This is a genomic window from Vibrio sp. Y2-5 (genome assembly GCF_014596725.1).
Classification (GTDB): Bacteria; Pseudomonadota; Gammaproteobacteria; order Enterobacterales; family Vibrionaceae; genus Vibrio.
In genome coordinates, this window is sequence record NZ_JACVEG010000009.1 from 127,903 (window position 1) to 147,420 (window position 19,518).

The following is a 19,518-nucleotide window of genomic DNA, read 5'->3' on the forward strand; positions in this document are numbered from 1 at the left end:
ATGAAGGGGATTTAGAAATGGATGTTTTTAAGTTAGAAGAAGCCAGCATTGAATACATAAATCAAGCTTTATCAGATGGAGTTATTACCAGTGTTGAACTGACAACGATGTATCTGAATCGAATCTACTTTTATGATCAAAATACCCTGTGTCTTAATTCGATACCCTTGCTATGTTCTGATGCATTGACAGAAGCGCAGCGTATGGATGATTTACGAGCTAAAGGCATAGTGCTGGGACCGCTGCATGGTATTCCGTTTACTGTTAAAGACAGTTATATGGTGAAAGGAATGACGGTTTCTAATGGCTCACCTGCATTTGCTCACTTAACAGCAGATAGAGACTCCTTTATGGTTGATGTTATTCGTCAATCTGGCGGGATTCTTTTGGGGAAAACGAATATGCCCCCAATGGCGGCTGGTGGGATGCAAAGAGGGCTTTATGGGAGAGCAGAAAGCCCTTACAACGCTGAATATCTTCCGGCCGCCTGGTTTTCTGGCTCCTCCAACGGTTCCGGTACATCTACAGCTGCAAATTTTGCGGTGTTTGGTATGGCAGAAGAAACGGTCTCTTCTGGTCGCTCTCCAGCATCTAATAATGGATTGGTAGCATATACACCTTCTCGAGGATTGTTGTCTATTCGAGGCAACTGGCCTCTATTCCCAACTCGTGATGTCGTGGTACCTCATACGCGCACTGTCAGTGACCTATTGACAGTGCTCGACGTCATTATGAAAGAAGATGAAGACACACAATGTGATTTCTGGCGAGATCAAAAAGTGGTGGAACTACCTAATCCATCAGACTTCAGAGCGGAAGATTTCAACGCTTTAAAAAGTACAGATTCTTTGCAGGGAAAGCGTATTGGAGTACCAAAAATCTATATTGGTCAGGATAAAAGAGAGCAAAGCAAAATTAACATTCGTCCTTCCATTCTGGCGTTATGGGAACGTACACGTCATGCGTTAACCAGTCTGGGAGCCGAGGTTGTGGACTTAGAGTTTCCTTTGATGGATCTTTATGAAACCGACCCTATTTTTCTGAAATCATTTGTTGGAATTGGCTGGTTGCCAGAAGGATGGATGGAACAAGAGTGGGATTACTTTAACCCCTATGCCCTAGAAGCCTTTTTGCAATACGTGAATGACCCGAATTATAAGAGTTGGGAATGCATAGACCCTGATACTGTTTTTCCAAATCCGCTTGGCTCTGTAGATGATAGACGTGGTAACAATAATGCACGTTACAGAGAAAATATTGATGTGATTAAACAAGGGTGCAAGGCTCTGGATTCGCTGCCAAATTATAACCAAGCATTACTAGGTCTGGAGGAAGCTCGTAAAGTTGGGTTTGAAAATTGGTTAAGTGGGCAAAATATCGACTTTTTAGCCTTTCCAGCCAATTGTGACATCGGCCAGTCTAATGCCGATATCAATGATGAAGCTTATGATACTGCTTGGAAAAATGGCAATTTCTTCTCCAATACGAACCATATGTTACGTCATTTGGGGATACCAAGTGTATCAGTATGTATGGGGATGATGGAAGATACTCAAATGCCAGTAAACACAACTTTTATCGGGCCAGCATATACCGATCTTTCGTTAATCTCTTATGCTTATGCTTATGAACAGGCAACTAATTACCGTATACCTGGAACCCGGACGCCGCCGCTTGAAGGTGAACAGGTTGTAAGAAAGGAAAGTTATTTGAAGCCAACAGAGCGTAAGGTCGAGAATATTGTTTTTGAAGCTTCAACGGAAATTCGGGGAGTGAACTTGGAAGTTGAAGTTGTCACAGAGCCAAACTGTGATATTCATGCAACGGTTAACGGTATAAAGATTAATACAGAGTATTTTGACAAATTAAAATGGCATGGACAAATACCATTGGCATGTGTATATCGACACTCTCCAGTAATACCTAGAACGTTAAAGGTTATTATTTTAGTAAAAAATAATGATGGTTCCACAAAAGTAAAACACATTGAAATAGATGTTTGATTAATATCTGCAATAGTTAACTAAAATATTTCAATTACAGACTCAATCCTAAACATTAATTTATAATTTATTCTTGGAGTATGTTTTACATCAAATATATTATATATAAGTAAATATAGAAATTTATTAATATCTACTGCTTCATTTCTTATATTAAGGTATCCCAGTTTATCAAGTGCTGGATATCTATTTGAAAAATATGAATTATCGGGTGAGATTAATCTTGGTATTGGGGCTTCTACTGTTACATCTAAAAATGTTTATTTTGGTTTAGGCATAGATGGCAAAGAAGATATAACGTGGCAGAGCTTTTTGTTAAGCCATCTCTCAACCTTCAATATACATTGACACCTGAAACACAACTTTTAATGGGAAGCTCATTTGGCGATGGTGACGCTGGTGGCTTCACTGGGGGAGATGCTGAGCATACTGATCTTGAGGGAGTTTAATGTTGGGGTAAAATACAACGATTGGACTCTTAAATTCGGTAATATGGACTATTTGATAAGCAGCGGCTTTATTGTTATGGATAGTAACAGTGATGTTGGTTCAGATGCTGAATTCTTCTTAGAACCTCGGACTGCCTTTCAGAAATCAGTAATATTCAGTTGGGAAAAACAAACAATGGCTACCCAGATTTTTTCTCTTAATACAGACGATGATTCAATGAATAATCGTCTTACCGGGGCAAACTATGATTATTACACTGAAAGTAATACCAATATTGGTTTGTCGGCATTTGAGGTGTTCGATATAGAAGGACTTACAGTTAATCAGCTACACGCAAAAGTATGCAGGTATAAAACGACCGTTTTTATAATGCATATTTTGACTTTTTACCAGCACTATCATTTAGCGGTGAATACGCGATTCAAACAGGAAGTGGCTATGGTGTAGAGTATGATGCAAATGCATGGTATACAGAGGGAAAGTATAAGTTTGACTTGCCCTTAAACCGAGTTTTATCATATCGCTACGGTCATTTTTCTGGTGATGATAGTGCTGATTCAACTCAGAGTTCGTGGGGATCACTTACTAAAAGACTTATAAACTGGGGAGTTTGGCTAATTGGTGATGTAACGGGTAACTATTTGATGAACAATAGTAACGAAAATATACATCATATTTCAGCCAAAGTATCCCTGACTCCAAACGTGACTCTTGGCTCACTTTACTACCGTTTTTATCCTGATAAAGCCAATAATCAAGGGCACTCGTTGCAGAGTAAATCATTTGGTGATGAGTTGGATTGGACTCCGAGACCCCAGTGGTACGTTTCACTGTCATACAATCAGTTGAATCCAGATAGCGCAGCAAAAGAGCCTTTGCTAACGAAGACAGCTCTTTTAGCAGCGTTGAACTATATATGCTTTACAAATACTAATATTTAATTACAAGGCATGACCTCCTTAGTTAGAGGAAAACCGGTTAAGGAGGTCGTCATTGATAAAGTACTAGAGTGTACATATGAAAGATAATCAACTTCTGACGATAAGCCAACTATCTAAATTGCGTCATATTTCGATCGATACATTAAGGTATTATGATAAAATTGACTTATTTAAACCCACTTGTGTCAATGATAAAACGGGATATCGATACTACTCCATTACTCAATATGAAGTGTTAGGTACTATCATTGAACTAAGAGATATCGGGCTTTCTGTTGAGAATATTAAAGCGTATATGGATGACAGAAATGCTAAGAAATCGATATCACTGTTAAAAGAACATTCTTTGAAACTGGAAGAAGAAATCGCGAGCTTAAAGAAAAAGCATGACATATTAAATGAGAGAATTTTAAATATTGAACAGTTTCACACTCAGTACAGAGAAAATCATGTTGTTATAAAGTCATTTGATAAGCGGTTGTATTTCCAATCAGAAAAACCTATTAATATGGGTAACGAAGTCGAACTCTCTTACAGTATTCTGTCGTTGGAGCAGCAAGTGAACGAGAAAATCCCTTTAATTGCTAATCAACGAATCGGTCATATGACAACATTTTGCCATGGTGGCAAATTGAATCGTGATGATGTTTTACCGACTGACTTGGCAACAGTATTTCTTCTGGCGGACGAAGCATCAGATGAAACCTGTCAAGAGATACCACAAGGGACTTATGTGTGTACAACTTATGCGGGGCTGAATAGATATGCAAGCTTGAATGCACTGAATAGTCTACTGTCTTTTTGTAAAATCAATAGGTTAGAAACTATTGATAATAGATCTTGGAACATTATTCAAATAGACACTTCCATCACCAATTTGGCAGATGAAGCTATATATGAAATTCAAGTTCAAATTCAAGATTAAAAGATTCCTTTTTTTCTTTTGTCAGACGATTAATTACCTATCAACCTCATACGAGCTAAAATCTGAATTGAACTTGTGCCATCTTTTGATGGCACAGTGGAATGGGGATCAATTTTTATAAAGAAGCGAGTGATGATGGCTTCGCTTTTTGCCTCTTACTTTGCTGCTTTTGAATTTCTGCGGCCAGGCTCTTTAATGCCTTGATATCAATCGGCTTTGGTTAAGATGAGTAAAGTGACTGATTCAGTTAACTCACCGTAAGGTTGATTTGCGCTTATTCTCATCGTTCATTGTTACAGTGGGTAGCCAAGACTTTGAATAACCATCAGTATAGTAGCCACTTCTAGTATGACCAAAAGTACGTCAAATTACTGCTCATTAGAATAATAAACCAGCTATGCGTAACTTCGAATGGAGCAAAAATGTCTTAGAGGCTGTCAACTAACATGAAAGTTTCAGATTAGTTAAACCTCGTGAAAAGTCCCTACCAGAACGTTACCTATTGTTTGTCCGTAGCAGTCAGGGACTACAACCAACCAGCAAAGTGTATGCAATTAAACCGATTATCGCTCAGTTATTGGATACCTTTCTTTCCACGTTAAACCTTCAATCTAGTTAGCTCAATTATGCTAACCCGTCGATTATGACCGGTTTATCTGATGATTTTGAATTGTTTATCGGTTCGACACGAATTAATAATACATCGAACATCAGAGCCCAAATTTCTTTCCATAACTTTCAATACTTTAATGATCATTTCACCCAACTCATCTTTAGGGGTAAAAACCAAGTCAACTCCCTGTTCAGTAAGCGCTTTTTTATCTGATTCAGGAATAATACCGCCAAGTAACCAAAGTGTATTTTCAGGAATAAAATTCGCTAGTTCATCGACGAAAGAAAAGTGAGAGTTAGACAATATTGATAAACCGAAAACATCATATTGTCTTGTCATTAGCTTGTCTTTTATCTCCTCCGTCGTCGTGAACACAGGTAAGTAATCAACATCAAACCCGATATCAATAAACAGTGAAGCAACCAATTTGGCGCCACGGTCATGTCCATCCATACCCGCTTTACTTATCAAAATACGCGGCTGCCTTCCTAACTGATGCGTCAAACCAACGACTCGTTCACGAACTTGATCTGTATTGAAAGATGAAAGATATCCCGAACAGATTTCATCCTCTTTTCGATAACGAGGCTCACTATTCAGTATGGCGTCGGTGCATTCCTGAATTGTGGCTCTTGCTCTTACTGCCTCAAGCACGGGTTCCATCAGGTTTTGTTGATGTTGAACAGCAAATTTAATATTCATTAATGCCTGTTCCACACGCACAGAATTTCTTTTTAATTTAATCACTGACAATTTGCGTTGCTGGCTTCGCCACAATTCGTCGCCTGTAGGTGAAGGTTGAGTCAAAGTGGAAACAGAATTTTGCTGTTCGCTTGATACAAGACTCGGGTTGCGCCTGTTCACTTCACTTTGTACAGCATGCTGATGAATCAAATTAGAAATAGTGCCATTGGCACACAGTTCCGTCATCGTGCCTTGGGCTGATAACTCACTCATCAACTTCTGAACATACGTAATCATATCGGTTGTCGCAGTCTCCATCATGTAAGAACCTCCCCATGGGTCGACAACATCAGCGATTCCTGTTTCTTGTTGGAGAATTTTCTGTGTATTCAGTGCGACCTCTGCAGCGGCTTGAGACGGCAACGAAATTGCTTCATCAAAACTGTTAGTATGTAATGACTGTGTACCACCAAAGACACCAGCCATAGCTTCAATAGTTGTACGGACGATATTGTTTAACGGCGACTCTTCTGTGAGTGAAATCCCTGATGTCTGGCAATGAATTTTCATTTTACGAACCGAGCTGTCTTCAATTCCATGAGATAACAGCAGTTCATTCCACAAATATCTTGCCGCTCTTAACTTGGCGATTTCTTTGAAAAAGTCCATTCCAAGACAAAAGAAAAAACTTAACCGCTTGGCCACCAGCTCAACATTAATACCACGCTGGCTGAATTCGTTGAGATATTCTCTGGCGTTCATCAGAGTCAAAGCGAGCTCTAGTTCCGGTGACGCACCGGCTTCCTGAAAATGGTAACCAGATATCGACATACTATTATACTTCGGCATGTTTTGTTGGCAGTATTCAACAATATCCCCCACGATTCGCATTGATTTTTCTGGTGATTCTATGTAGGTATTTCTGACCGCAAATTCTTTAAGAATATCGTTTTGAATCGTGCCGTTTAACGCTTGTGGGCTAACCCCCATTTCCTCAGCAGTCACAATATAGCAGCAGAGAATAGGTAAAACAGCGCCATTCATCGTCATGGACACCGAGACTTCGGAAAGATCAATACCACTAAACAGAACTTTCATATCTTCCACTGTATCTATCGCTACACCGGTTTTTCCGACCTCTCCTTTTGCATTTAGTGATGAAGAGTCAAACCCTAAGTGAGTCGGTAGGTCAAAAGCAACAGACAGACCTGTCTGACCTTTCTGAAGCATATTTTTAAAGTGATGATTCGTTTCTTCGGCGCTGTTAAATCCGGAATACTGACGTATGGTCCACTTCTTTTTCTGATACATAGATTCATGAATACCCCTGACAAAAGGTGGCATACCGGAATTATCCAACCAGGAATACGATTCATCCGTGAGTTCTTGATAAAATCCTTTAAACTTTAGGTTGCTATCATCCATGACATCTATCCTTATAAGCGTATAAAGTTTCTTTCTGACGGGTGATTTACGCGCTGCTTTTCAACTTCCACAATGGCGATATTTTTCATATCTGACTGTCTTTGCATAACCAGTCGATAACGCGCAAACTTCCCGTCACGAACGTCACTCGCCATACTCGTTACCAAAATCCGATCACCCAGATTCACATTGCCAAAATAGGAAATTGTTCTGCTTGTGGTGCTCCACAATCCTTGCTCCAGAACATTTTTTTCACTTCGATCAGCAATTGCCTGAAACGTCGCGAAATACAAAAAGTCAGCCCCATTAAAATCTGTATAAGGGCAAGGTATGTACTTAAACACAAGAGGTTCAGCTGAAGTATTGCTGTAACTTCGAGCCATATGAAAAGCACTGAGAATATGATCGGATTCATTCGTTACAGAAATTTTCAAATCTTTGGCGAGATTGGCTCTGGCAACACTCTGGTTATTGCCCTCTTCTTGACGGCAAACAAACGAGGAAAGCAGTGAAACCTCGCCCATAATTGAATCAGCCATTGATATTCTGGTTCTGGAGTAGGTTCGGGTTTTTGATATTACAAACAGCTCGGTTTCTAGTGTAATAACATCATTTTCTTTGAGCTCATTCAGAGCAAGAGACTCACTCGATACACAAAGAAAAGCGGGGTAAATCTTTGTTCCTGACTCATCCTTAAATTCAGGAAAAGACAATCCCATGACTTCTGCTAATGCCATCCAATGATGATGACCGCATTGTTTAAGTAACCAATGTTCACTCAGCCCTACAAGGGAGAGCTGAGGCATGCTTAGTAAATAAGTGTTCGAATATCTCGCAGCAGCTCTCCCTTGCTTCATAGCTAAGCTACCTCTTTTTGCTTTTGGGCATCCAAAGCTGAAGCCGTATATTCTGATATTTTTTGACTCAGATATTTCGCATCTTGGTCAATACCTGAGAATCGACCCGAGCCCCATGTATAAAGCCAAGGTAAACCGACAAAATAAAGCCCATCAACAGCAGTAACACCACGGGTATGTATAGGGTTACCACGACCATTAAATACAGGTGCATCTAACCACGCAAAATCTGGCGTGAAACCAATACACCAGATAACAGAGGTGATACCTGAAGTTTCTAGCGAATAAATTTCGCGTTCTTCTTCAGGCGCCCATACTGGTTCATAAAGTCCACCAGCCGGAGCCTCAATATTATTTTGCTCAATATAAGCATCTATTCTCTGATTGATGTTGTTATAAACGTCATCAGCATGTTGGAGGTTACGAGCAAGATTAGGAGCAAACTTAAGCTCGCCTTTATCGTAATCGAGTAAATGACCAAACAGCTCCATACCTTCAGTGGCGAATTTACGCAAATCAATATCACGTCCTCCATCACGTCCGGTTACATAGTGGTTGGTGTTATCACGCACACCTTCACGCAGTGGATGTTTGTCGACGGACATTTTGTAGTAGTCCATTTCTTCCAGCCATTCCACAACATCTTTGCCACGATAAAAACGAGCACAACGAGGAGCATCACCTGTTGCAAGGAAGACCTTCTTACCTTCGAGGTGCAAATCTTCTGCAATTTGCGCTCCTGACTGACCACACCCCACAACGAGTACAGCTCCATCCGGCAATTGAGAGGCGTTTTTGTATTGTGCCGAATGAATTTGGACAATAGACTCGGGTAATCGCTCAGCCATACGCGGAATAATGGGTTGATGATAACCGCCAGAGGACACGACAACTTGATCACAAGTAAACTCTTTTTCTGATGTTGTTACGCAATATCCACCTTCAGCGCGACGTGTAATACGTTCGACTTTAATACCCTCAATGACAGGTGCATTTACTTTTGCGGCAAAACGATCAAGATAGTCAATGATCTCCGTGCGCTTCATAAAACCTTTCGGATCATCACCATCATAAGGATGATTAGGCAATAAACACTGCCAGTTTGGTGTAACTAATGTAAAAGAGTCCCAGCGCTCATTTTTCCAGCTGTGCATAACAGTGCGCTTTTCCAATACCAGATGATCGATATTTTCCTGTTGTAAATAGTGGCTGACTGACAACCCTGCCTGACCACCACCCACAATAATGGTGTTGTAATGTGACTTCGTCATTTCGATGTTCATATCTATTTCCTCGCTATCCTTGAGAATATTTATTCCTGTATAAAACGCGTTACGAGAACTTTACCGCTTTCGGTATTCTCTTTGCCTAATGTCTTACATCGTTGCTGAATTTGACTTAATTGATCCATCGCACTGGAACAATAAAATCCATATTTTTCTTTTACTCGTTCACTGGCGAGATTAAGTGCAGCTTCACACTGCTCACGAAACTTCTCTACTGTGTAGGGATGATTGATTTCCAGATATTCGGTAATGGACGTCGATGGTGAATAGCAAATTTCAGTTTCACCATTGGGCCATACCACTTCAAATCGTGTTGCTGGCATTGACTCACTCCTTGTGTGCTAAATTCCAGAATGGCTCTTCAGCTAAATCCCAGTAACAGTCAGACTCTCCGTCTCTGGTTAAGGTGATTTTTGAAGAAGCGTTTACTCGCCCAATCACATCAACGTTGATTTCACGAGCTTCAAATAATGCTTTGATCGACGGTATTGCGGCTTCCTGACAGGTAATTAGATAACCAAAACTAGGAAAACTCAGAACCCATTGCTCTATATCCACACCTTCAGGTAAGGTGACTGCGTTTAAATCAATTTCAACGCCTTTACCTGAGCAATCCATAAACATGGTTGTGGTACCCAATAACCCACCCTGACTAATATCTTTGCATCCGGTAACAAGAGGGATTTGGGCAACTTTTGGTAACAGAGCGATATCCTCTTTAAGTCGCCCATCACTAGCACTTGTTGCTGCATTCCAGTTTAGAAATGGCTTTCGGTATTCCCCACGTTGATCGATAACACATAGAAGATAGTCGCCTTCCTGAGCGTCAAAACTGGTCATCAAATTTTTCGCTTTACCTAATACTGCGACCGAAAGCTGGTTGTAAGGTGAGTTATGACATGTGTGCCCACCAACCACATCCACATCAAAAGCTTTTGCAGCGTCAATAATGCCTCGCTGAAGCTCGGTAAGTGCAAAATCATCCGTAGCCCAAACAGCATTAGTTACGGCAGTTGGTACTCCCCCCATAGATGCAATATCACTCAGATTAACCATGACTGAACACCAGCCAGCAAACCATGGATCATGTTCAACAAATTCCGGAATAAATCCTTCCATTGCAAACAAGTCATAACCATCACCATTGGGAATAACGGCGGTGTCATCCCCGTTAGAAAAACCCCATCGGTTCTGTCGTTCAAAACGATTCAGAACATCGCCAAGCCGTTTTTTAGCTTTGAGCCCTGATGCGCTGCGTACAAACTTAGTGAATGATTGAAGTGCTGAATCCATTTTCATCTCCAACCCAATAGTGGTTACACTGCTCAAACAGACGCATATCCAAGCGGAGTTGTCGTCCTTCTACCCAGAAACCATTTGGAGCATCATCCATAGCCAGGTAATGGTTTAGATCCGCCATCATAGATACGTGAGGTACACCATAAGCCATACAGTCATTGGTTTTATCCCAGTGCAACTTAGCAAAAAAGCGCTCATTCTTTTTCTGTACTGTGGCATGAAACGCATCACAACCCAGTGTTGCTGCGCTTCGTACTGCCAACTCGATCAATGCTGCGCCCAACACACCTTCGCGTCTGAATCTTTTATCTACCGCTAATCGCGAACCATACCAGTGGCGGTTAGATATCTCATGAATTCGCACCGTTCCAGCCACCCTTTCAGGCATCCCTGCTACGTGAGTGACAGCCACCAGCGTTTTTGCAACGCCGTCGATTTCATCGATATCGTGACCATTAAATATCTCCTGCTCTTCACAAAATACGGCATTGCGTATACGCCTTGCCTGCTCATGCTCCCAATCCGTTGTCGCCCATTTAATATGAAAGTGATGACTGATTTTATTGATCATTGGCGGCTTTCTCCTCGTATTTGGATAAAGAGGTACAGGCACCACATTTGACACAACCAGCCTTGGTTTTATCCGACGTCATTTCTGCAGCGACAAGCTTTGATGCCAGTGGTTTTAGCAAGCTATCCATAAAGTCCGAAGAAGGGCTTGGATGGTCTTCTAACGGCGTTCCTCTGATAGGAACAAAAGGAACAACGAACGGATACACCCCTATCTCAATAAGCTCATCACAGAAATCCAATAAAGCTTCTTTGGTATCTCCTAATCCTGCCAATAGATAGGTGCTTACCTGACCTCGACCAAAAACGGTCACCGCAGACTTAAAAGCACTCATGTACTCTTCAAGGCTAATTTCCGCTTTACCCGGAGTGATTTTTTTTCTCACGTCAGACGTTACGACTTCGAGATGCATGCCAAGACTATCTATTCCACTATCTTTCATTTTTTGAAACCAGGAATGATCTTGTGGCGGTTCGCACTGCCCCTGAATTGGGACATCAACAACCTGCTTAATCGCTTCTGCACTTTCACACATTACTCTTGCTCCGCGATCACTATTGTTTGGTGTTCCCGTTGTCATAACGATATGTTTAACGCCATCAAGTTCAACCGCCACTTTCGCGACTTCTGCTAACTGCTCGGGAGTTTTGCGATTAATCGTTCGACCCGCATTCAGCGATTGACCAATGGAGCAGAACTGACAGGCCTTACGTTTATTCTCATAACGAATACAAGTTTGAATGACCGTTGTCGCCAATACATCGTTACTATGCAGTGTCGCTATATGGCTATAAGGAACACCATCACTTGTGCTTCTGTCATAAAAGTTAGGTTTCGGTGTAAACCCCACTTGCGTAATAGGAATGATCTCACCCGTCTCAATATCATTTTTCAGCAAAGTATTGCCTTGCAGCGTGTACTGAGACTCCCATGCTGTTTGGGTATACGTTGGGATCATCAATGTTCGTCCATCGAACTGCATTGCCTGATGATCAGATGGACCTGCTCCACCTTTTCTGCTGACCACATCGTGGTCAGGGGTCATAATTTTCACACCATGAGTCTGTATATCGGTAAGTACATCGGCACTTATATCGTTATGATTAATCGTCATAGAACTCCTCCGGTATGTATGCAGAAGCCTCTTCGCTACCCGTATGCGGTCCCATTTCTCTCGAGTAGGTAGCAGGAGCATTATTGATTGCCAGACTCAGTAACTCAGGACGCGCATAATGACCAACAGAGTCCATCATACGTTTGCGCTTATCGATTAAGTCGAAATCCAAATCGGCAATAACAAGTCCCTCACCTTCTGTCAAAGGAGGAGCCAGATGTTTTCCTTCCGGAGAAATAATGGCGGTGTTGCATCCGTCCCTCAGGGCTTTTTGCATCTGTTCATCACTGGTAATAGATTGAATCTGCTCTTCAGTTAACCACCCTGTTGAGTTCACAACGAAACAACCAGATTCCAAAGCATGATGACGAATGGTGACATCCATCTGCTCACCAAAAATTGGCCCCACTAATGAACCGGGGAACTGTGCACAATGAATCTGTTCGTGCTGCGTCATCAGGCTATAGCGCGCAAGCGGATTGTAGTGTTCCCAACATGCTAAAGCGCCAATGCGACCTTTACCTGTTTCCACCACTTTTAATCCTGATGCATCTCCCTGCCCCCAGATCATACGTTCATGATAAGTTGGTGTAATTTTGCGTCGTTTTAGAACAAGTTCTCCCAACTCATTAAAAATAAGCTGAGTGTTATAAAGTGAGCCGTGGTCACGTTCATTAATACCAAGCACAACGACCATACCGTGTTCTTTGGCTTTGTTTCCTACTGCTACCGTAGTATCACTTGGTACTTCCACCGCATTTTTATACAGTTTTAAATGCGCTTTACCCTGCTTTACCGGTGGCTCAATAAATGAAAAATACGGGTAATAAGGTAAGAAAGTTTCCGGAAAAACGATTAATTCCACGCCTTGTTCAGCGGCTTCATCAATGGTTTTTAGTACTTTTTTCAGCGTACCGTTCAGACTCTCAAGATCAGGTGATATCTGAACGGCAGCAGCTCGTACAATCCGTTTGCTCATAGCTGCTGCTCCCTGTTCTTATAAAGTCCAAGTATCGACGATGACTGCGTTATCTCGCATATGAAGCAGTTTCAAATCCATAACATCCAATGGGTTAATTGGACGAATACCTTCAATTAATGACGGTTCACCGTGACCATATAGAGCCTGAAGAGCAAATCGGCATGCATAGACCTTCCCGCCTTCAGCCATGAATTTTTGTAACTGATTCGCATAGTTCATATGACCAGGGAAAGCTTCGTCACCAATCGTAGGAAAACCACGTTGAAGACCAAGAGTAACGCCCGGGCCATAAAGAAGAATGGATGTTTCAAACCCTTTGCGTTGAAGACGTGTTGCCTGCAACATATTGACTAATCCAATAGAGCCTTCAAATGCAACAGTGTGAAATGTAACTAGCGCTTTCTGACCGGCTTCTGCTTTTACGTCTTCAAATACCTTTTCTTCGTAATCAACAAAAAAATCACCAGCTTTATGCATTGGGGTTTCTACTTTAGGCATGACTTATTCTCCATTATATTTTTATCTAGTTAAGAAACTGATTCCGTCAGCTTCGAATTAGCTATTGCAGAGGAGATGCCAATGATTGCATCATAAAAAGCAATCAATTTGCGATAAAGTAACTACTCGCTCTCTTTAGATTGCATAAAATAATTTTTTGAACGCATTTAGGTTTAAGAAGTGCAGGCTGAAACTAAGAGTGATTCACATTATCGGTGCAAGTTTCACCAATATAGTTCACAAGGAAAGTGCAATGTATAAAGACCGGATTGAATCATGGAAGCAAAAAATTGAGCAGAAAGGCAAATATCCAGTTTATAAACTGATTGCTGATTTAATCGATCAGGATATTGAATCGGGGAAATTGCAACCAAATGATCAGATCCCCCCTATGCGTGATATGGCAAGCCAATTAGGTATTAACTACTCCACGGCTTCCCGTGCATATACAGAAGCCAAAAAACGGGGGTTGATAGAAACGGTTACAGGTGCAGGAACCTTCATCCGCGGTAAAGTCCCCGCCATAAAACAGTCGATGGCTCCTTATGAATTAATGATGAATATGGTAATTGAGCCTGCGACTCCTACATTAATAGACGAAATTAAGGATGTCGCTTTATCCACCCTCGCGATGACAGACTTGTATTCAATCATGCGATATCAAAATTACGGGGGAACTGAAGAATCTAATCGTGCATTATTATCGCTTATTCAACGTCGACTTCCTGAAGCTCAGTTTGAACGCGTTATTACTACACAGGGCGTTCACTCTGCCATAACCGCTTTGCTCACATTATTGTGTGATGATAACCAGGTTCTATGTGTTGATAGCCTGACTTATCCTGGTATCAAACCAATAGCTGCACAATTAGGAAAAACGCTACACGCACTGGAACGTGATAGTAACGGCCCTACTGCGACTTCATTTGAGAACGCATGTAAAACTCACAAAGTTTCAGCACTCTATTTAAACCCTACAATGCAAAACCCAACTTGCACAACAATTAATAAGAATCGCAGGGAAGCTCTGTGTGATGTCGCCATGCGTTATAACGTCGCAATAATCGAAGACGACAGTTATGGCTTACTCTCCGAGATCAATATCCCTCCTCTCGCTCATTTCGCACCAGAGCTAACTTTTTACCTAGGCGGATTTTCTAAATGTCTTGGACCGGGAATTCGTGCCGGCTTTATGCTGTGTCCTAATAAACGTAAAACAGAGCAAGTTATTGGTGCTCTGCGTTCACTTAACGTTATGGGGGTCCCTCTCATTAATAGAATTCTCTCAAATTGGATTAATCAGGGAACGCTCGACCATATGATCATTTCAGTCCGAAGGGAAGCCAACGCTCGACGTCTAATTGTTCTCGATATTCTTGAAAAATATCAGGTCAATATGGAGCCCAATGCGTTTCATTTTTGGCTAACTTTGCCAAAAAACTTCATAAAGGAAAGTTTTCATTTTGCCGAAGAGTTACGTAAAGAAGGCGTAAGTGCCGTAGCCAGTACGGCGTTTTCTACTGACAATAACCCTCCTCAAGCGATTCGGGTATGTGTTGGCGGACCAATAAGTAGAATTGATACGAAAGAGAACCTTCAACTGATTAGAAGCAAACTGCTTCAATATGAAGACCAGCAGAACGTTTTATCGCTATAACACTTGATCTGGGGAATAATCATACAATACAAAATAGCACCGAATAACGGAACTTTAATTAAGGCTTAACAAAGCGTTAAACGCCTAGTTCATCTTAGATCACAGGCGTAAACGTATTCAGTAGCTAGTTAATATATGACAAAGTCGCTTGGTAATTAAGGGACGACAGAATCGTTCGGTGACCACACAAAAACTTCAACCACTTGTAAAAAGCTTTTGGATAATAGTGAGTTGGGAGTCTCTCTCAATCAAACCTTCGGATAACTTCAGATATCCCAGAACAGACCGACCACCACTTTTATCCGATGGTCGAGTCACACAGTAATGGATCACTTAAGTTACATGCTATATAGAGCCTGAATCATCAAAAAACATGTCTACAAAAAATTTGAGTTCGGTTTTGAATGGATGAAGGCGTCAATATTCATTAATGTGGTTACCGCAATATTATTTAGTGCATCGGTGGTTAGAAAAGCTTGATGCCCGGTGAAAATAACATTGTGGCAGGCTGACAACCTACGGAATACATCATCCACGATTACATCATTCGATTTATCTTGGAAGAATAGATCTTTTTCAGCTTCATAGACATCAAGACCAAGTGCCCCGATATGTCCTTCTTTAAGCGATTCAATTGCCGCAGAGGAATCTAATAGCTCTCCACGACTGGTATTGATGATCATCACGCCACGCTTCATGTTAGCAAAGGCTGCTTTATCTAGAAGGTGGTAATTATCTGGTGTCATTGGGCAGTGAAGTGAAATGACATCAGACTGTTTAATTAAATCATTCAAGCTGCAATAACTGGCACCAAGTTCTATAGCAACCTCACTTGGGAAAGGGTCGTAGCACACCACATTCATTCCAAGGCCTTTTAAGATTCTTATCGTGGCTAAGCCAATTTTCCCAGTACCAATGATGCCCGCTGTCCTACCATGAAAATTAAAACCGACGAGACCTTCTAGCGAAAAATTTGCTTCTCTTGTACGTTGATAGGCCTTATGAAAGCGTCGGTTTAAGGTCATCATTAACCCAACAGCATGTTCAGCGATCGCCTCCGGTGAATAGGCTGGTACGCGTGCAACCGCAATATTGAACTCTTTAGCGGCTTCTATATCGACGTTGTTAAAACCCGCACAACGCATGGCAATCATTTTCACGCCATAACTCGCCAATTGCTCGAGAACCTCGCGGGATAAATCGTCATTAACGAAAGCACACACCACTTCACAACCCTGTGCAATTTGTGCGGTTTTTCGGGTGAGTAAAAAATCATGAAAATGATAGGATATATCTTCACTGTTTTTTACTTGCTCAAAACTCACTTGGTCGTAAGATTTCGTACTAAAAAAAGCAATATTAATCATAAGGTTTCCTTCCAGCTCATTCTCATAAGCCATAATGGTGAATGAGGTTAAAGTTTCTGATTTAACGTTTCAGTTAAGCCTAGTCTATACGCATCAATATCATAGCTAAGCCATTAAACGAAACCACTTTTACTCTACTCTGTCCCTTAAAATCGTCAAACATGATTGCCCATCATAGGTTTTTGCCACAATACCATGTCGAGATAGCTCGATTTACCATAAGGAGTTTTTGTCAGTAGGCAACTAAGACCGAAACTCTGGTCAACATTAATATAGAGAAAAAACCTAGGCCGGATGCCTTTCCTCTAAAGTACATTTCATTGGAGAAACGATTTTTCTTTATTTTTTCTCTTTTTTTCTTGTTCCAATATATAGATAGCTTCTTTAAATGAGACTGGTTTGCTAAATAAGTATCCCTGATAAAAATCTATACCACTTTGTCCAATTAATGCTAATTGATCATCAGTCTCTATACCCTCTGCAACAACATTTGTTCCAATTGTGTGAGCCATTTTAGTAACAGCAGAAACAATGCTTTTGTCTTTGTCACAAGAACAAATGTTATCAATATAGGACTTATCAATTTTAATATAATCAATCTTCAGATTTCTAAGTACAGCAATGGATGAAAAGCCCGTACCAAAGTCATCGACAGAAATCATTACTCCAGCTTCTTTGGCCTGAATAATACGGTTAGTGAGCTTGGTTATATTTGAAATCATTGCAGTTTCAGTTATTTCCAAATGAACGTTCGCTGGATTAACCGAGTATTTATTCATAATGAACTGCAAGTAGCTAATAAAATCATCATCTTCCAACTGAATTACAGACACATTAATCGAGATAGAAATCGACGGATGTGTTTTATTCATATCCGCTAATGCCTCAATAGACATTTTCAAGATTAACTGTCCTAGTTCAACAATCAATCCATGTTCTTCTGCTACTGATATAAACTCGGCGGGCGAGATATTTTTGTTCTCTAGCTCCCAACGGACGAGAGCTTCAAACGAATGAACTTCTTGATTGCTACAACGTACTATAGGTTGGAAGTTCATGAAAAAGTTTTCAGCGCCAATGGCTGCTTTTAAGTGATAACGCAAGTATTGATTTCGTTGCTGATCTTCTTGAATTTTTGTGTCGTAACAACAAACTCTTGTGTTGCTTTTCTTTCCCTGTGTAACGGCTAGATAAGCATTTCTCATGGCTTGATTGACCGAAATGCTGTCATTTCCAATGTAGTAACCAAAATAATAATCAGGTTTAACTCGGATGTTATCTAGTTGAAAGTAAACACTTAATTGTTTTCTTATTGTAGCAATGAATTTTAAAATCTCTTCTTCGGTGCTTACTTTTATGTGGACGGTAAACTCATCATTGCCGTATCGGGCTGAGCAAGTGTCATAAAATTTATCGATGTTTTTTAGAACCTCACCGACCTTGGTGATAATGTGGTCACCGTATTGGTGACCATAGTTCTGATTAACATTATGAAGTTTTTCTATATCTATATGTACAAATCCATTGAGCGAGCGGTGCTGGTTGTTTTTGGCTTTTATTAGGGTTATTGCAGATATGAAACTCTTTCGGTTAAGCAACCCCGTCAACATGTCACGCTGCTCAAGCATGGATATTTTTTGATCTTTGTTGTGAGAATCAATTTCTAAATCTGATGCGATTGCTTCTACTTTTGCCTGACTGTCTATAAGAGAGAATATAATCCGAGAGCTTTTTACGGCTGTTATACATAGAGCTACACCATAGAGTAGTCCCATAAGTCCAAGGCTTTCTAGGCTTGGGTCTCCGGACATAATTAGCACAACACTGTATGGGAAAATGGTCAGTGAAACATAAGCGATCGCAGAGCGAAGGTCACAGGACAACAAGGTAACGCTACCGCCAGACATGCCGCAAAATATAATTAATGACAACATAGTCTCTTTAGTCGACATACTCTGGTGAAATAGATATGGGTAAAAAGCCCAAGTAAGGCCAGCAATCACAACACCAACAAAATGCAAATCGAGTTTATGTTTATTGTCATTTGAAAAATAAGAATGAACAAAATATCTAAAAGCGGTAACTGAAATTAATAAGATTAACCAACTTAATTTCTCTTGTCCTATAACGGTTCCATACATATCAGTCATTACTAAAGTAAAAGCAATCACTATGTTTATTGCCAGTAAGACAGGAAGATTTGCAGATAAAATCAACAAACGTTGGTACTTGTACATCGAAGTTATTCTCTGAAGCATCGTTATAAGAATTCGTGAAACATCATCCATGAGGTTTGGGCTTCACAAGTAGAGCCTAATGTCGTTTATGTATGGATAAAAATACTCATACATAAACTGTATCTAATGTAACACTCTATTAAGTAATAACAATATCTTATGCGTTATATTTGTATTAGTTAAGTTGATAGCTAGAGATTATTTGACTGATATTTAACCGCAGTTGTGACTCAAGTACTTTTCGATCGCAGCGACGACTAATTCAGAATCTGTACCTTTTTTCTAGCCATAACTAATCCATACAAAGTCTATTTTTATCAGTTCCATGTTGCCGTTATTTCTCAATAGCTAAAAACTTAAATCAACATTTATTATTAGAGTATTGAGATCGAGCCGAATCCTGACGTGACAAAAACTCTTCTTGAATAACTTCTAGCAAGGAAAACTGACATTTACTTCGGAACAATGAATAGAAGAGCTGACAAACTTTGCGGCATTTCATGCCAGCTAAAATCAAGCTTATACATTGATGGGCAACTCCAAGTTAGAAATATGCCAACTGAAACCATTCTAGCCAACCATTAGTTAGTGGGAGTTTTAGATGATTCG

At 40.5% G+C, this 19,518-nt stretch carries 16 protein-coding genes; 5 read left to right on the plus strand and 11 right to left on the minus strand.

The genetic code is table 11. The features are described 5' to 3' along the window. Nucleotides 1–17: 17 nt before the first annotated feature. The 4 genes from HUO09_RS18475 (at nt 18) to HUO09_RS18490 (ending at nt 4,319) form a co-directional block, all read left to right on the plus strand. Nucleotides 18–2,003 (plus strand): amidase, encoded by a 1,986-nt coding sequence (locus HUO09_RS18475; RefSeq protein ID WP_188234953.1) that lies wholly within the window; start codon nt 18–20, stop codon nt 2,001–2,003. A 381-nt stretch (nt 2,004–2,384) separates the two neighbouring features. Beyond that, complete coding sequence (locus HUO09_RS18480) at nt 2,385–2,900, plus strand: hypothetical protein (RefSeq protein ID WP_188234954.1); 516 nt, start codon at nt 2,385–2,387, stop codon at nt 2,898–2,900. Nucleotides 2,901–3,097: 197 nt separating this feature from the next. Then, nucleotides 3,098–3,394: a hypothetical protein gene (locus tag HUO09_RS18485; RefSeq protein ID WP_188234955.1), complete on the plus strand. Its 297-nt coding sequence runs from the start codon at nt 3,098–3,100 to the stop codon at nt 3,392–3,394. 76 nt (nt 3,395–3,470) lie between these two features. Further along, nucleotides 3,471–4,319, plus strand: a complete 849-nt coding sequence (locus HUO09_RS18490) for a MerR family transcriptional regulator (protein ID WP_188234956.1) — start codon at nt 3,471–3,473, stop codon at nt 4,317–4,319. A 652-nt stretch (nt 4,320–4,971) separates the two neighbouring features. Here the strand turns inward: HUO09_RS18490 and HUO09_RS18495 are convergent. The 9 genes from HUO09_RS18495 to HUO09_RS18535 are packed head-to-tail and all read right to left on the minus strand — an operon-like array spanning nt 4,972 to nt 13,648. Next, a complete protein-coding gene (locus tag HUO09_RS18495) occupies nt 4,972–7,041 on the minus strand; it encodes a methylmalonyl-CoA mutase family protein (protein ID WP_188234957.1) in 2,070 nt (689 codons plus the stop codon). A gap of 11 nt (nt 7,042–7,052) precedes the next feature. Next, a complete protein-coding gene (locus HUO09_RS18500) occupies nt 7,053–7,898 on the minus strand; it encodes a Pnap_2097 family protein (RefSeq protein ID WP_188234958.1) in 846 nt (281 codons plus the stop codon). 2 nt (nt 7,899–7,900) lie between these two features. Further along, nucleotides 7,901–9,181 carry an MSMEG_0569 family flavin-dependent oxidoreductase gene (locus HUO09_RS18505; protein WP_188234959.1) on the minus strand — a complete coding sequence of 427 codons (1,281 nt, stop codon included), beginning with the start codon at nt 9,179–9,181 and terminating at the stop codon, nt 7,901–7,903. A gap of 29 nt (nt 9,182–9,210) precedes the next feature. Then, nucleotides 9,211–9,507, minus strand: coding sequence for an MSMEG_0570 family nitrogen starvation response protein (locus HUO09_RS18510; RefSeq protein ID WP_188234960.1), 297 nt, complete (start codon nt 9,505–9,507; stop codon nt 9,211–9,213). Nucleotides 9,508–9,511: 4 nt separating this feature from the next. Next, complete coding sequence (locus HUO09_RS18515; protein WP_188234961.1) at nt 9,512–10,477, minus strand: sll0787 family AIR synthase-like protein; 966 nt, start codon at nt 10,475–10,477, stop codon at nt 9,512–9,514. Beyond that, nucleotides 10,449–11,054: an MSMEG_0567/Sll0786 family nitrogen starvation N-acetyltransferase gene (locus tag HUO09_RS18520; protein WP_188234962.1), complete on the minus strand. Its 606-nt coding sequence runs from the start codon at nt 11,052–11,054 to the stop codon at nt 10,449–10,451. Before HUO09_RS18520 ends, HUO09_RS18515 begins: the two co-directional genes overlap by 29 nt. Next, nucleotides 11,044–12,168, minus strand: a complete 1,125-nt coding sequence (locus tag HUO09_RS18525; RefSeq protein WP_188234963.1) for an MSMEG_0568 family radical SAM protein — start codon at nt 12,166–12,168, stop codon at nt 11,044–11,046. Before HUO09_RS18525 ends, HUO09_RS18520 begins: the two co-directional genes overlap by 11 nt. Further along, nucleotides 12,158–13,147, minus strand: a complete 990-nt coding sequence (locus HUO09_RS18530; RefSeq protein WP_188234964.1) for a Nit6803 family nitrilase — start codon at nt 13,145–13,147, stop codon at nt 12,158–12,160. Before HUO09_RS18530 ends, HUO09_RS18525 begins: the two co-directional genes overlap by 11 nt. An 18-nt stretch (nt 13,148–13,165) precedes the next feature. After that, the gene (locus HUO09_RS18535; protein ID WP_167411492.1) at nt 13,166–13,648 is read right to left on the minus strand and encodes an MSMEG_0572/Sll0783 family nitrogen starvation response protein; all 483 of its coding nucleotides are present in this window, start codon (nt 13,646–13,648) and stop codon (nt 13,166–13,168) included. A 253-nt stretch (nt 13,649–13,901) separates the two neighbouring features. Between HUO09_RS18535 and HUO09_RS18540 the strand changes: the two genes are divergently transcribed. Continuing rightward, nucleotides 13,902–15,305: a PLP-dependent aminotransferase family protein gene (locus HUO09_RS18540; RefSeq protein ID WP_188234965.1), complete on the plus strand. Its 1,404-nt coding sequence runs from the start codon at nt 13,902–13,904 to the stop codon at nt 15,303–15,305. 377 nt (nt 15,306–15,682) lie between these two features. On the opposite strand, the gene HUO09_RS18545 is transcribed toward HUO09_RS18540, so the two are convergent. After that, the gene (locus tag HUO09_RS18545; RefSeq protein WP_167411494.1) at nt 15,683–16,672 is read right to left on the minus strand and encodes a 2-hydroxyacid dehydrogenase; all 990 of its coding nucleotides are present in this window, start codon (nt 16,670–16,672) and stop codon (nt 15,683–15,685) included. Between the two features lie 317 nt (nt 16,673–16,989). Continuing rightward, the gene (locus HUO09_RS18550; protein ID WP_188234966.1) at nt 16,990–18,909 is read right to left on the minus strand and encodes a bifunctional diguanylate cyclase/phosphodiesterase; all 1,920 of its coding nucleotides are present in this window, start codon (nt 18,907–18,909) and stop codon (nt 16,990–16,992) included. Nucleotides 18,910–19,518 lie beyond the last annotated feature (609 nt).

Bases quoted from the DNA above. Each gene is read 5' to 3' on its own strand.
- HUO09_RS18525 (WP_188234963.1), bottom strand. From the start codon at position 12,168: ATGACGATTAATCATAACGATATAAGTGCCGATGTACTTACCGATATA.
- HUO09_RS18475 (WP_188234953.1), top strand. From the start codon at position 18: ATGGATGTTTTTAAGTTAGAAGAAGCCAGCATTGAATACATAAATCAA.
- HUO09_RS18535 (WP_167411492.1), bottom strand. From the start codon at position 13,648: ATGCCTAAAGTAGAAACCCCAATGCATAAAGCTGGTGATTTTTTTGTT.
- HUO09_RS18545 (WP_167411494.1), bottom strand. From the start codon at position 16,672: ATGATTAATATTGCTTTTTTTAGTACGAAATCTTACGACCAAGTGAGT.
- HUO09_RS18515 (WP_188234961.1), bottom strand. From the start codon at position 10,477: ATGGATTCAGCACTTCAATCATTCACTAAGTTTGTACGCAGCGCATCA.
- HUO09_RS18510 (WP_188234960.1), bottom strand. From the start codon at position 9,507: ATGCCAGCAACACGATTTGAAGTGGTATGGCCCAATGGTGAAACTGAA.
- HUO09_RS18490 (WP_188234956.1), top strand. From the start codon at position 3,471: ATGAAAGATAATCAACTTCTGACGATAAGCCAACTATCTAAATTGCGT.
- HUO09_RS18520 (WP_188234962.1), bottom strand. From the start codon at position 11,054: ATGATCAATAAAATCAGTCATCACTTTCATATTAAATGGGCGACAACG.
- HUO09_RS18495 (WP_188234957.1), bottom strand. From the start codon at position 7,041: ATGGATGATAGCAACCTAAAGTTTAAAGGATTTTATCAAGAACTCACG.
- HUO09_RS18500 (WP_188234958.1), bottom strand. From the start codon at position 7,898: ATGAAGCAAGGGAGAGCTGCTGCGAGATATTCGAACACTTATTTACTA.
- HUO09_RS18505 (WP_188234959.1), bottom strand. From the start codon at position 9,181: ATGAACATCGAAATGACGAAGTCACATTACAACACCATTATTGTGGGT.
- HUO09_RS18530 (WP_188234964.1), bottom strand. From the start codon at position 13,147: ATGAGCAAACGGATTGTACGAGCTGCTGCCGTTCAGATATCACCTGAT.
- HUO09_RS18485 (WP_188234955.1), top strand. From the start codon at position 3,098: ATGAACAATAGTAACGAAAATATACATCATATTTCAGCCAAAGTATCC.
- HUO09_RS18540 (WP_188234965.1), top strand. From the start codon at position 13,902: ATGTATAAAGACCGGATTGAATCATGGAAGCAAAAAATTGAGCAGAAA.
- HUO09_RS18550 (WP_188234966.1), bottom strand. From the start codon at position 18,909: ATGTACAAGTACCAACGTTTGTTGATTTTATCTGCAAATCTTCCTGTC.